Below are 13002 nucleotides of genomic sequence, written 5' to 3'. Positions count from 1 at the left end.
AAGAAAGAGACACTCTCATAAGCTAAATCATTTGGCTGCCATTTTACGAAGGAAGAATTTTATTAATGGGATTCTTCCTTCGTCAGAATGACACTTTTGACAAAGCCTCTTAAATCCAACAGATTTTTATTTAGACTGTGACATGAAGTCTGCTTCTATAATGGCATCTGCAAATGCTTTTGGAGCTTCCTGTGGTAAATTGTGTCCAATTCCGCCTGTGAGGGTATGATGGGCATATTTTCCTGTATATCTGGAAGCATAACTTTCCGGGGCAGGAAAAGCAGCTCCGTTGGCATCACCTTCCAGGGTCACTGTTGGGACTGTAATGGAAGGAGATTTTGCCAGTTTAGCTTCAAGCGCATCGTATTGTTTTTCTCCTTTCGCCAATCCCAGACGCCAGCGGTAATTGTGGATCACAATATCAACATGGTCAGGGTTATTGAATGCTGCGGCAGAGCGTTCGTAGGTCTGGTCATCAAAAGCCCATTTTGGTGAAGCCGTTTTCCATATCAGTTTATTAAATGCTACTGTATTGGCTTTATATCCCTTATACCCTCTTTCAGTTGAAAAGTAATACTGATACCACCATAAAAATTCAGCATTTGGAGGGAGAGGTTTTTCGTTGGCCTTTGGACTTCCAATTAAATATCCGCTTACGGCAACCAGACCTGTACAACGTTCTGGCCACAATGCCGCCATAATATCCGCTGTTCTTGCTCCCCAGTCAAAACCGCCAATGATCGCTTTATCAATTTTCAGGGCATCCATAAAAGCAATGATATCCAACGCAACAGCACTCTGCTGACCGTTTCGTTTTGTATTGGGTGAAACAAAGGTCGTTGTGCCATAGCCTCTTAAATAAGGGACTAAAACACGGTACCCTTTTTCAGCAAGGATAGCAGAGGATTCTTCAAAACTGTGGATATCATAAGGCCAGCCATGAAGAAGGATGACAGGTTTCCCATTTTCAGGTCCTACTTCTGCATAACCCACATCCAGCAGCCCGGCTCGGATTTTCTTTGTATTCTGGAAAGCCGATCTGACAGCTGTATTTTCTGTATCTTTCCAGCCAGTGGCAGAAGTCTGTGCTTTTAGAGATAGTAATCCCATTCCTATAAAAATGACCATGGATAAAATGGCCTTTACTTTTTTACTGAAGTTCAATGTAGTATTCATAATAGTGATGTTTTGTGATGGTAAAATTATGATATAACAGAGTCAGGAATAAGTGTAAATACTTTGAACAGGTCATATTGAACGTTGAATGCTGATTTTCGGGCGGTAAACCGGACAGCAGAATATATTAAGATGTCTAGCATTAGTATTAAATATGCAAAACATAGTTCATCATCAAGCAGTTTTTCCAAAAACATTATCTTCGTATCTGAAAAAATTTGACAAAATGAAGAAAATAATATTTCTGGCTTCGGCGGTCCTTGTTCTCAATTCATGTGTAGTAAGAACGGCTACAAAAGTAGTATCGGGAGCTGTAAGCTTAAGTTATAAAGCAGTAAAAGGAACGGTAAACGGAATCAGCTGGGCGGTAAGCAAAGCGAAGGGGAAAATTGATGAAGACCGTCTGGACGGAACCTGGAAAGTGGTAGGGGTTTACCGTGGTTCTTTCGAGGATTTTTCAAAAGATCAGAATCCTGACGGCTCATTCACCTCAGAATGTACGGAAGGTTTTGATCAAATTGTGTTCAAGGCTAAAAAGTCTAAATTCAAACCGGTACACTGCAGTTCACAGGATGAAGACTGGGTAAAATATTCTATGGAGTTCGGAAAAAATCCTTCAACGAAAGAAAAAGAGAATTATATAGAATACAATTCCAACAATTATATTTCTGTCATAGATGCCAATAATAAGACTATGATTCTGGAAGGAAACCTGATGCCTAAGCAGGCATTTTCCGGAGCTAAGCTGTATCTTCTGGAAAAGGTAAAATAGAAATACAGAAGGAGCAGGTTATTTTAAAAACTGGTCTGCAATAAAATAACCTCCTCCTACCACCAGTAATGGCAATGCAATAGAAATCAATATTAAAGGCCATGCAAAAATTCTGAAATACGTATATAATTCTACGGAAGAAGGATCATCCGGATCATAGATAACGGTCTCTGTCTCTCCTACCGACCATGCTGAAGGATTGGTGCCTTCCGGCAGTTCGTAGGTATATTCAATATTATTTCTGGTACGGAAGGTAAAGAGAGGACTGAATACTATTCCATCCGAATCAAATTCCCGCAGTGAAGTAACAGTTGCGGTGGTCTTTTCTGCTTTCTTTAAGAATGAAAGAGTGTTTCTAAAACTTAAGAATGCAAAAATAAACAGCACTATTCCCGCACCGAGAATTAAATAATATTGCCACATAACTTTCTTTTTATTTCTGCTCATATCTGTTATATTCTGAAAACAAATAGTATGTTATTTCATTTGTTTTCAGATCAATAACCGAATATACAAAGATTTATTATAGCATGAATAGTTATTTGGTTTCTATCTTAATAATTTTTTGGCCCTGCTCTCCTAAGTAATGAAGGACCAGTTTTTCATAGACTTTATAGCCATCATCTACATTGGTAAATATCACAATTCCCTTTCCTGAATTGGGAAGTACAATGGCAATACATCTTGTTCCCTGATCCGCCCCGCCGTGAGATAGTGCATATTCACCATTTCCAAGATCGTAGATTTCAAATCCTAATCCGAAATATTTATCTTCTTTTACTTTTACCTGTTTTTTGATCATTTCCTGAAAGACTTCCGGTTTCAGATTTTTTCCTTTCATAACGCTAATCATAAAATTCCCGTAATCTTCTATCGTAGTATGCAGATCATCGGCAGCATTTGCCGTTTTAATTTTTTCTATGGGATATGCATTTCCTTTTTCGTTGTATCCTGTTACAAATCTTGACTCATCCGTGTTCTGATCCCAGATATAGTTTGTATTACGCATTTTGAGAGGCTGAAAGATCAATTCTTTTGCAAGCTGGTCCAGTGATTTTCCAAACTTCTTTTCCAATGCTTTCCGAAGGTATTCAAAACCTTCTCCTGAATATTGGTATTTTGTACCGGGATCAAACTGAAAGTTCAGTTTTTTGTCAGCATTCATCCATCTCCAGTTGGGAAAGCCGGTCTGGTGGGTCAAAACTGTTCTGGTGGTCAGTTTGTGATGTCTGGGATCGTTGATGATATCGGGATCTGTCCAATAGGTATCTAAAGGTTCGTCCAACTTCCATTTTCCTAAACTTATCAGCCTTAATGCTACCATTGTAGTGACAGGTTTGGTAAGAGATGCTACATTAAAATAAGCGTTAACGGGAGCTGGAATTCCTTGTTTTGTATCTCCAAAAACTTTTACCTGCTGTAATTTTCCTCCTTCGATAATTCCTAATCCCAAGGTTGGAACCTTATTCTCTTTCAGCCAGCTTTGCATCGACTGATCGTTATCAAACATGGTTTCACTATCGGTAGTCTGCTTCGGATGATGATCAAAGCTCAATGAATTTTTAAGTTTCCACTCAGCATTTTCTAAGATCCACAAGTGAGTAAATTTTGCTTCCCCGACTAATTTCTCGGCCTGATCTCCTATTTTTTCATAAAACAGATGGTCTCCATTCTGAATGGCAGCATATATTTTTCCCTCTTTATACATAGGATAAATCTCAGTACTTTTATTCACTAAGACTCTTTTTAGCTGATAGGTTTCCGGAGACTTACACAATCCGTTTTTAAAATCAATGATGAATTTCTTTTTATCCTCAAAGCCACCCTTATCGTGATAAAATTCAAACCCGTCGCTTAACATGCTTTCCATCTTTCCTATGTTACAGGTATTGTAACCTGCTGAAAAAAACAGGCTGTCTTTTGATATAATTGTTTTGTAAAGAGGATCTGTTTTTTCTGTCTGCGCATGAACGATATTCATCAACAGAATAAGAAAAGGAAGGATAAGCTGTGCCGATTTTGTCATTGTTATTTTTTTGACAAAGATTCAATTTCATTTTGTTTTTCAAATAAAAAAGAACCCGACAATAACCCGACAAAGCCCCGACAAGAATTATAACATGCTGAATTTCAACTTAAAATACAATTTCTTTTTACGGTCAATCTCAGCAGCATTCCGGAGGATCATGAATACATTGGACAATGCAATAAGGATCATCAGAATAAGAGTAAACTCTTTTCCAAGCTTTAAAAAGATACCGAGCATAAATACAATGGGTGCTATGGCAGTCCAAAACATCTGCAGAGAGATAATCTGTTTGGTAAGACTGTTTCTCTGTTTCGTAATAAACATCAGCAGAAAGGGAGCCAGAATATTTAATGGTGGTACTACCACAAATAATAAGGAGGATAGATTGATCATCTTAATCATAGAATAATTGACCGTTTCAGATTCTTCTGCAATTTCTGTTTTTACCTCATTATCTTCCTGAGAAATAATGATTTCTTCCTGCAGTAATAAAGATTCTTCTATTTCCAAGGTCTGCGCCAACGCTCTTAAAGTATGTCCTTTAGGTTCTGTTCCGGATTCTATCCGCTGAATGGTTCTTACAGAAATTTTTGATTTTTCTGACAGTTCCTCCTGAGTCAGATTTTTTTGTTCTCGTATCGCTTTTAGTCTGGACATGTTCTGGGGTAATTCGGAAAAAAATGTTTTGGCTAATTTACAGTTTTCCATTATTAAAAACAGAAGACCTCTTTTTTTAAATTGAATAGTGCTGAAAATTATTATTCATATAAGAAATAAGTGTACTTTTATTAAAAAATAACCTCTTATTTTTCAATTATTTATAAGCTTCAACACCAGATCAGTTTATGGAAAATACAATATCCAAATCCGAAATCAGGAAGAATATTGCCACTTACCTGTGCCTTACCTTGCTTTTCTGTCTCCCTGTCTATTATATGTGTATTCGTACGGGGAAACTCGGCGGCGGGATTATATCTTACGCTACGATTGTAATGTGGTGCCCGGCTATTGCAGCACTTCTTACCTGTCGTATCCGGAAAATTCCTGTTTCTTCCCTGGGTTGGAAATGGGGCCTTACGAAATACCAGATCATGGCTTACTGTATTCCAATTGTCTACTCTTTTGTTCCTTACCTTATCATCTGGATCACTGGGGCAGGCGGATTTTATAATCATCAGTTTGTAGCAGAAGCTGGTAAAGGGATGGGCTGGAATCTTTCCGATGGCCAGACTTTGATCCTGTACATTATTCTGATGAGCAGTTTTGGGATGGTACGTTCTGTGGGCTCGGCGTTGGGTGAGGAAATAGGCTGGCGGGGTCTTCTTACTCCGCAATTGGCTAAGATCAATTCTTATACTGTCACCTCTCTTTGGATGGGGCTTATATGGGCTATTTATCATTATCCTCTTCTGCTGTTTTCCAATTATAACACGGGTGGCCCGAAATGGCTGGCTCTTTTATGTTTTACGGTGATGATATTTGCTTCTTGCTTTATTTTCACCTGGCTGCGGTTAAAATCAGGAAGTTTATGGACGGGAGCTATTTTACATGCCAGCCACAACCTTTTTATACAGTCTATTTTTACACCGCTTACTGTAGATACGGGAAACACCAATTATTATATTGATGAGTTTGGTATTGCTCTGCCCATTGCAACTGCTGTTGTAGCTTATTTCTTTTGGAGAAAGAGAAAGGAATTACCTGAAAGGGATTCTGAAGATGCTCTTCTTTCTTCATAGCATTATAGTCAAAAAACACAGCCTTCTGTGTAGAAGGCTGTGTTTTTGAAATATCAGTGAAGTCAGTATTTTAATTAATCAGCAGAGTCCGGGCTTACTGTTTAATTGGCAATTTCCAACAGTTTTTTGTAATCTTTTCTTTTCTGTGGGATGATAGGGTCGTAAGTAATTTGTTTGTCAATCCAGCGCTCAGGCCGTAAATATTTGATAATAAGCTCCATATCTTTGTCATTAAACCCTTCATAAAACCTACTTTTTTCTTCTTTTGATATAGGTGTTGGAGGTGTTCCATCTTTTTTACGCGGAGCATAATGTGCCCCTATATAGTCTCTTTTTTCTCCTCTGAATTTTTTTTCTATTTCAGGTTTATGTTTTATTTTCAGATCTGCTATCTGCCTGTCTGTTTTGGGTCCGGTTGTCCTTATTATTCTGCTAATTTCTTCATTAAGTTCTTCCTCAATTTTTGTATTTATTTCTTTTATTTTTTCCTGAAGAAATTTACCTGATCGTGTTGGAGGTTGACTCAACAGTAAGCGTTCGTATCCGGTGGCATCTCCTCTTTTTAAAGTCTTACCTCTGCCTATATCCTTCCAGGCAAGCATTCTGCGGCCACTCTCGCTTCCTTCTTCTTCCATATACCTTACCGTGTATCCTAACATCGCCATCACTTCAAGGTTACCGCTTCTGAAGCCCAGATGCTTTACATGGGTAAAGTTTTTCTCAAAGTACTCATACAGCTTAAACTGTCCAAAACGGGTATTACCTCCCCATGCTAATAAAGATGGTGTTTTTTCATCCCAAAATTCGGTGATATTGAATACTTTGGAAGGGTGAATAGTACTTTTGACCTCATTAACAATATCATCAAACTTAGATCCTCTCTCTTTCACATAGCCTTTGTCACCCGTAATAATAATTGCATCATACATATCTGCTACCCTATAAACAATCTGCCTGATTCCTGTATAGCTGGTATCGTGTTCTATATGGATATCTCCTCCTTTCCCACTGAAGCGGGACCATAAAATAAGTAAGTTGTTTCCACTGGTAGGTATACCTTTTTGTTCCAGCCATCTTTTTATAGCCTGATTCTCATCGTCATTGATATTTACCTTCCATCTTTCTTTTAGCTTATCCCGTAAGGCCGGTGAGTATTTTCTGGCAATGTAATCTGTTCCATAGTTCACCCCTTTAGTATATCCTTCTCGCTTATACTTGTGTGCTTCATTTTCTAATTTTCTATTACCTGCTCCCCTTAGCTGTTTTACTTTTACAATATGTATTCTGTCCTCACTTATTCCGGAATCTTCATAGAATTTTTTTATAGAATCTGCTTTATCCGTATGGTCTGTGAAAGTACCGTCGCCTTTTGAAATAACAACATGAAGTTCTTCATCATCAATTAAAGCCGCGGCAATCCCAAACATATCACCTGTAGCATATCCGGGTTGGGTAAGTACTTTAACTTTAGGTTTAGTGGCACGTTGAGGTGCTGGTCTTCGATTAGCATCAATTGTATTGGAAGCACCTTCTTTCTTTTTTTTCTTATTTCTTGGCATATCGTTTATTATTACGTTAGGGAACAAATTTCAAGGTAAAGCTCCCGACTCAATAGAGGGGATCCACCCATTTTCAGAAATTCAGGGTTTACCCGTATGGGCAGACAAGGTATTTGTGTATTCACCTGTTATGATTATTAAATACACTTATATATGTGAGTCTGTTTTCGGGATTTTAATTATGCACGATATGATATTGTATAAAAATTTCACTCATAGGAGAATTCCCTTAATTTTTAAAATTCAGTTTTTTCCCTTAATGAAGATTTATTTCGTTTGATGAAATTTGTATCAGACAAAAGAGATCAACAGTCTCACAGTTAAGACTTAATCAGGAAATACTATTAAGGTTGAGTTGAAAGAAAGTCTTTGAAAAAAGATGTTTGAAAATAAAAATAATAATAACCCATTAAAACCAGAATATGGCAGAAACAGTAAACACCCAGACTACAGATGCAGTAACGCAGACCAATGTTACCGTACTTGGTGAGTCTCCCGCACAGGCTATGAGTATGCTTTACCAGATGGCCACCCATGCCAGTGGAATTTCCATTCAGAATTCTGTAACGAATCAGCAGAACTTGAACCAGCTCAACCCTGCGATTGTTGCAGATGCCATTAAAATTTTAAAAGGATAATATAAAACCTTACGATCATGAGTGAACACAACAGTGAAACCCAACAATCCCAGGCAGCCAATGCTACCACTCCGGCGGAGAAAGCTGTAGTATTTGTGAACAGTGAGGTACTGGCCCCTCCTAAGGCTTCCCCAATGACCGGAGTGACAAAAGTAATGATAGAACAGTCTACAGGAATGATGGTTCAGGATTTACAGTCTTTTTTGAAAGGATTTGAGCAGGTAGGTTTGATTGCATTAAGCAGATTGGCCAATAATCTACTGACGTATGGAACGACTTTCGGGCCGGCTCCCGGCAGTAAGGAAACCTCCACTCAGCTGGCAGAGCATCTGCAAGGCCAGGATGCAGGAAAAGGAAATGAAATGATGAAGGATTTATTCAAAATGGTAAGTGAATATGCTGAGGTGAAAGCTAAAATTTCCAATACTATTTACAATGTCAACACATCTCCAGTTCCAGCCGCACTTCCTTCCCCCCCTTCGTTTACGGAAGTTTCTCCTGAGCCTGAAGATCCCGAAAAAAAAAACGAGTAGATCCGGTTCCGGAAGAAATCTCATCAGAAAAGGAAGGTATGAGAAAAAGCTTTATCACGGCTGATCATGGGGGAAAATTAGTATTAAAGTCAGTAAAACTGACACAGCCACTCGTAAAACCAGAGATTAAGGAAGCAGTAATTCCTTCAGTAGAACCTGAAGTTAACCGAAAGAAAAAAACAATAATAAGCCAACTCCTTGAAAAAATTAAAATAAATAAAATATGAATTATTCTTCAACAACCAAACCCGCCAAAATTTTAAACCTGGAAAATTTAAATGATTTAAATGAACGACTTTACCTGACCCGAAGCAGTGATATTTCTTATTTTGATACGAGAAGTGCCGATGTGAAAAAGACGGAACATAATGCAGAGCGAGTTGTATTTAATCTTCAGACCTCAAACATTAATATTCAGCCTGCCATAAGACTGGTGAACTGCATCAACAGAGGAAATAAAAGATACAATCATTTTCAGTCTTTTGTAGTGGAGCCTATAGATAGGTCAACGGGAATTGCCGTCATCATGGTGAAGCTGGATGATCCGAAAGCGTTTTATTGTAATGTGAGAATTTTACCTTTTACCACTTTAAATGAAATTGCAGTTTCAGATCTTGATTCAAAACTTCTTACAATTAATCTTGAAAAGGCAAAATGGATTCTTAAAACAGATATCACGATTACGCCATCTGATACGGGAGAAGCTCAGTATTCGGTACATGATGTGGATGTAGCAGCTATTGCCGAACTGGTAAGTCAGGAAGAAATAATTGAATTAAAAAGAGAACTGGAATTCCAGGCTTCTAAACTGATTGCGCATTATTTCCAGGAAATCCTGAGTATTGTAGTGAATGAAAACCCTCCAAACAACGGCAGACTTCCCGTGATTCCGGATGATTACATCCTTACCCTTCCTCCCAACCAGTTAAAAGAAATGTTGTCAGCTACTGCTATTTCAGCATGTATAGCATTGGAGATAACAGGTTATAATGTAGTAAAAGATATTAACCACGACTGGAAGGCTGCGGCAGCATTTATTAATTATCTGCTGTAAAGTAAACGCTCATTTTTCAACTTTATAAAACAATACTTATGCGAAGAAGAATCCGCAAAAAGGCACCCGCTCACAAACCTCCGCTCCCAGTAACTGAACCTGAAATCATAGAAAAAGAAATCATGCCTTTTGTTTTAAGACATGAAGATGAGATCATTACTTATATCAGGGATAAAGCCATCAAAGAAACGATGAAATCACTGGCTCCTTTGCTGGAAAAGCTGGAAGAAGCCGTGAAACAGCAAGAAATTCCTCAGGTACAGACTGCCACACCTGCCCAGGCTGATCCTCCCATGATGAACTACGAAGAACAATTGAAAAGACTTCAGGAGGCATCTACGGCAAAGGTAAAAGAGAAAGAGCTCAAAATAATGGACAGAATGAACAAGCTGAGTGCCAGATTTGGTAATATCCGTCCATAGAAACATCAAAACCAAAAGATATTATGAACGAAATTGATACTATAATTATGGGAATGTCTACTGCTGTACCTAACGCTATTTCAACACAGGTAAGTGCCCATTCTACAGGTGCAATGCAGATCAATTCTGCCTTGAACCAACAACGAAACAACATGACCGCCATCAGCAACTATGTCATGGGAGTAAAAAAAATGGGATCCGGAAAGCTGAAACACAAAGAATCAGGACTATTTAGAAAAGGACGTTTCTAATTCCGGTTTCACCACCACGGATGCGGTTTATTTTCTCTGCAAAGATGAATTCCGGTGCCCTCAATATATACAATCAGGTCAACATTTATTTTGCACCGTTTTTCAGATGCTGTCTATGTGCAGAAGCAATTATTCAGAATCCATCTTTAGCCCAAAAGAATCCAGCATAGCCAGTATACCTGCAGCAGATATTTATTTTTAAGACAGATATTAAAAATAAAAACCGCATCCTTTTTATCAGGAAATATGCTTTAAACTCACGCAGATTTTACAGATAGGGTCTCAACCATTGTATTCAGAGCCACCTTCAGATCCAATCACTTATAACCTGTCAATATCAATGCTTTTGAAATGTATCCATCTGCAGGATCTGTAGTGAGTTTAAAATAAACATAAAACTAGTTTACCTCAATAATTATTAACCGAGATCACATCTCAACAAAAACAAAAACAATTATGCCAGTTAATGAACAAATCACAGACGCAGTAACGCAATCGAACGTGAAAGTAGTAGGAGAATCTCCTGCAATGGCTTTAGCCAACGTGTACCAATCTGCAGCACATTCTACAGGAATCATGTTTGAAAATGCAGTGAATGCACAAAACCAACAGAACATTTTAGGCCAGGCAGCTACCACTCAGGGTATTCTGCAGATCTATAGCCTGGATACGGTAGCAGATGCGGTATCAATAGCTAAGATTCTTAAGCCTTAATTTTTAAGCTTTTTTGATAAAAAGTAATTCTCAGCCGGAAAATCCGGTCGCTTTTTAACCTAAATAAACAATAATCATTATGCCAGTTAACGAACAAATCACAGATGCAGTAACGCAGTCGAACGTAAAGGTAGTTGCGGAATCTCCTGCAATGGCTTTGAGTAATGTATACCAGACTGCAGCACATTCTACGGGAATCATGTTTGAAAATGCGATGACCAACCAAAATCAGCACAACATTGTAACGCAGGCAGCTACTACACAGGGTATCACTCAAATCTACAGTAAAGATACTATTGCAGATGCTATCTCAATTGCTAAAATTCTTAAACCTTAATCTATTCCTGCCAACCGCAGAATATAACCATTTTCAGATCCGGAACATCCGGGTATTTTAACCAAAATAAACAATAATCATTATGCCAGTAAACGAAAAAATCACAGACGCAGTAACACAATCCAACGTAAAAGTAGTAGCAGAATCTCCTGCAATGGCTTTAGCCAACGTGTATCAATCTGCTGCACATTCTACAGGAATCATGTTTGAAAACGCAATAAATACACAGAACCAACAGAATATTGTCTCTCAGGCAGCTACTACACAGGGTATCACTCAGATCTACAGTCTGGATACCATTGCTGATGCTGTTTCTATGGCTAAAATTCTTAATCCGTAATTAATTTTTAGCGAACAACTTAAATTCCATTCTCCGAACAACCGGAAAATCCGGTTGTTTTTAATCCCAATAAACAATAATCATTATGCCAGTAAACGAACAAATCACAGACGCAGTAACACAGTCGAACGTAAAGGTAGTTGCAGAATCTCCTGCAATGGCTATAGCCAACGTATATCAGACAGCAGCACATTCCACAGGAATTATGTTTGAAAACGCAGTGAGCGCACAAAACCAACAGAACGTTGTCACTCAGGCAGCTACTACACAGGGTATCGCACAGATCTACAGTCTGGATACCATTGCAGATGCTGTTTCTATGGCTAAAATCCTTAATCCATAATCCATTTGCGAACCCCTTTAAAACTATTATCCGAACAACCGGAAAATCCGGTTAATCTTTAACCCCAATAAACAATAATCATTATGCCAGTAAACGAACAAATCACAGACGCAGTAACACAATCAAACGTAAAAGTAGTAGCAGAATCTCCTGCAATGGCTTTAAGTAACGTATATCAGTCAGCTGCACATTCTACAGGAATCATGTTTGAAAATGCAGTGAATGCACAAAACCAACAGAACATTTTAGGTCAGGCGGCTACCACTCAGGGTATTCTGCAGATCTATAGCCTGGACACTGTAGCAGATGCAGTATCTATTGCTAAAGTATTGAATCCTAAATTATAGTGTATTTTTAGATTTCTTGTTATCAGGGAGTACATTCATGTGCTCCCTGATTCTTTTTGAAGAGAAACTACTTATCAAATAATACGATTTCGTTCGGATCTATAACCTGATTCTGTACTGCGTAAATCACAAGCCCGGCCATATTTTTCACTCCTGTTTTGATCATCAGGTTGGTTTTATGGGTTTCTACCGTTTTGGGAGAAATGAAAAGAGAATCTGCAATTTCCTTAGTGCTGAGCTGCTGGCAAACCAATCGCAGAACATCCACTTCCCTATCCGTAAGCTCATTCTTAGAAAAGGCATGAAACTCCGGAAGCTTGTTGGAAAGCTGGCTTCTCATAACATCAATCTGATCATTGGAAAAGTAATGCCCGGTGTGATGAACGGTTTTGATGACAGCTAATAATTCCTCCAACTCAATTTCTTTAGGCAAAAAAGCATGGGCTCCCATTTTCAGCATCTGCCCCATAAATGAACGGCGATAAAAACTGGAAAGAACAATGATTTTTGTTTCAGTTTCCCTTTTGGCCAGTTCAGCCATTACTTCAAGACCATCACCGTTCGTCATTCTCAGATCCAGAATCAGAATATCCAAAGATCCGGAATCCTCTGTGAGAAATTGATAACCACCTGTTGAGGTAAGCGTAACCTGGTAATCTCCATTATTATCAATATAGTTTTTCAAAAGCTGTACAAACAGTAGGTCATCATCTACAATTCCGATTTTAATTTTTGCGTGTTCCATGTT

At 38.3% G+C, this 13002-nt stretch carries 19 protein-coding genes; 13 read left to right on the top strand and 6 right to left on the bottom strand.

The genetic code is table 11. The annotated features are described in order from the left end of the window. Positions 1–126: 126 nt before the first annotated feature. Positions 127–1176: an alpha/beta fold hydrolase gene (locus tag ACLMCG_RS09820; RefSeq protein ID WP_413960470.1), complete on the bottom strand. Its 1050-nt coding sequence runs from the start codon at positions 1174–1176 to the stop codon at positions 127–129. A gap of 226 nt (positions 1177–1402) precedes the next feature. On the opposite strand from ACLMCG_RS09820, the gene ACLMCG_RS09815 reads away from it, so the two are divergent. Further along, positions 1403–1948 (top strand): hypothetical protein, encoded by a 546-nt coding sequence (locus ACLMCG_RS09815; protein WP_413960471.1) that lies wholly within the window; start codon positions 1403–1405, stop codon positions 1946–1948. A gap of 18 nt (positions 1949–1966) precedes the next feature. On the opposite strand, the gene ACLMCG_RS09810 is transcribed toward ACLMCG_RS09815, so the two are convergent. From ACLMCG_RS09810 to ACLMCG_RS09800, 3 genes are all read right to left on the bottom strand, one after another. After that, the gene (locus ACLMCG_RS09810) at positions 1967–2395 is read right to left on the bottom strand and encodes a DUF3592 domain-containing protein (protein ID WP_309874374.1); all 429 of its coding nucleotides are present in this window, start codon (positions 2393–2395) and stop codon (positions 1967–1969) included. 91 nt (positions 2396–2486) lie between these two features. Further along, a complete protein-coding gene (locus tag ACLMCG_RS09805) occupies positions 2487–3974 on the bottom strand; it encodes a serine hydrolase (protein WP_413960472.1) in 1488 nt (495 codons plus the stop codon). An 87-nt stretch (positions 3975–4061) separates the two neighbouring features. Then, positions 4062–4634, bottom strand: a complete 573-nt coding sequence (locus tag ACLMCG_RS09800; RefSeq protein WP_413960473.1) for a helix-turn-helix domain-containing protein — start codon at positions 4632–4634, stop codon at positions 4062–4064. Between the two features lie 188 nt (positions 4635–4822). On the opposite strand from ACLMCG_RS09800, the gene ACLMCG_RS09795 reads away from it, so the two are divergent. Next, positions 4823–5716, top strand: coding sequence for a CPBP family intramembrane glutamic endopeptidase (locus ACLMCG_RS09795; RefSeq protein WP_413960474.1), 894 nt, complete (start codon positions 4823–4825; stop codon positions 5714–5716). 101 nt (positions 5717–5817) lie between these two features. On the opposite strand, the gene ACLMCG_RS09790 is transcribed toward ACLMCG_RS09795, so the two are convergent. Beyond that, on the bottom strand, positions 5818–7275 hold the full coding sequence (locus tag ACLMCG_RS09790) for a hypothetical protein (protein ID WP_413960475.1): 1458 nt from the start codon (positions 7273–7275) through the stop codon (positions 5818–5820). Positions 7276–7697: 422 nt separating this feature from the next. On the opposite strand from ACLMCG_RS09790, the gene ACLMCG_RS09785 reads away from it, so the two are divergent. From ACLMCG_RS09785 to ACLMCG_RS09735, 11 genes are all read left to right on the top strand, one after another. After that, positions 7698–7913, top strand: coding sequence for a RebB family R body protein (locus tag ACLMCG_RS09785; RefSeq protein ID WP_034697211.1), 216 nt, complete (start codon positions 7698–7700; stop codon positions 7911–7913). A 17-nt stretch (positions 7914–7930) separates the two neighbouring features. Beyond that, entirely contained in the window at positions 7931–8446 is a 516-nt protein-coding gene (locus ACLMCG_RS09780; protein ID WP_413960476.1) for a hypothetical protein, read from the top strand. Between the two features lie 38 nt (positions 8447–8484). Further along, the gene (locus ACLMCG_RS09775) at positions 8485–8673 is read left to right on the top strand and encodes a hypothetical protein (RefSeq protein ID WP_223599393.1); all 189 of its coding nucleotides are present in this window, start codon (positions 8485–8487) and stop codon (positions 8671–8673) included. Then, the gene (locus tag ACLMCG_RS09770) at positions 8670–9500 is read left to right on the top strand and encodes a hypothetical protein (RefSeq protein ID WP_223599392.1); all 831 of its coding nucleotides are present in this window, start codon (positions 8670–8672) and stop codon (positions 9498–9500) included. The genes ACLMCG_RS09775 and ACLMCG_RS09770 overlap by 4 nt, the downstream gene beginning before the upstream one ends. 38 nt (positions 9501–9538) lie before the next feature. Further along, positions 9539–9922: a hypothetical protein gene (locus ACLMCG_RS09765; RefSeq protein ID WP_223599391.1), complete on the top strand. Its 384-nt coding sequence runs from the start codon at positions 9539–9541 to the stop codon at positions 9920–9922. Between the two features lie 23 nt (positions 9923–9945). Next, positions 9946–10173 (top strand): RebB family R body protein, encoded by a 228-nt coding sequence (locus tag ACLMCG_RS09760; protein ID WP_223599390.1) that lies wholly within the window; start codon positions 9946–9948, stop codon positions 10171–10173. A gap of 456 nt (positions 10174–10629) precedes the next feature. Continuing rightward, entirely contained in the window at positions 10630–10887 is a 258-nt protein-coding gene (locus tag ACLMCG_RS09755; RefSeq protein WP_047378383.1) for a RebB family R body protein, read from the top strand. A 79-nt stretch (positions 10888–10966) separates the two neighbouring features. Further along, entirely contained in the window at positions 10967–11224 is a 258-nt protein-coding gene (locus ACLMCG_RS09750) for a RebB family R body protein (RefSeq protein ID WP_249413657.1), read from the top strand. Between the two features lie 82 nt (positions 11225–11306). Continuing rightward, positions 11307–11564: a RebB family R body protein gene (locus ACLMCG_RS09745; RefSeq protein ID WP_223599388.1), complete on the top strand. Its 258-nt coding sequence runs from the start codon at positions 11307–11309 to the stop codon at positions 11562–11564. Positions 11565–11649: 85 nt separating this feature from the next. After that, positions 11650–11907: a RebB family R body protein gene (locus ACLMCG_RS09740; protein WP_105703711.1), complete on the top strand. Its 258-nt coding sequence runs from the start codon at positions 11650–11652 to the stop codon at positions 11905–11907. A gap of 83 nt (positions 11908–11990) precedes the next feature. Further along, the gene (locus tag ACLMCG_RS09735; RefSeq protein ID WP_047378387.1) at positions 11991–12254 is read left to right on the top strand and encodes a RebB family R body protein; all 264 of its coding nucleotides are present in this window, start codon (positions 11991–11993) and stop codon (positions 12252–12254) included. 67 nt (positions 12255–12321) lie between these two features. On the opposite strand, the gene ACLMCG_RS09730 is transcribed toward ACLMCG_RS09735, so the two are convergent. After that, entirely contained in the window at positions 12322–12999 is a 678-nt protein-coding gene (locus tag ACLMCG_RS09730; protein ID WP_213280167.1) for a response regulator transcription factor, read from the bottom strand. Positions 13000–13002 lie beyond the last annotated feature (3 nt).

Source organism: Chryseobacterium sp. S90 (assembly GCF_047444895.1).
In the GTDB taxonomy this organism is placed as follows: Bacteria; Bacteroidota; Bacteroidia; order Flavobacteriales; family Weeksellaceae; genus Chryseobacterium.
The sequence above is the reverse complement of the archived record's forward strand: the minus strand, read 5'-3'. Positions and strand labels throughout refer to the sequence as shown.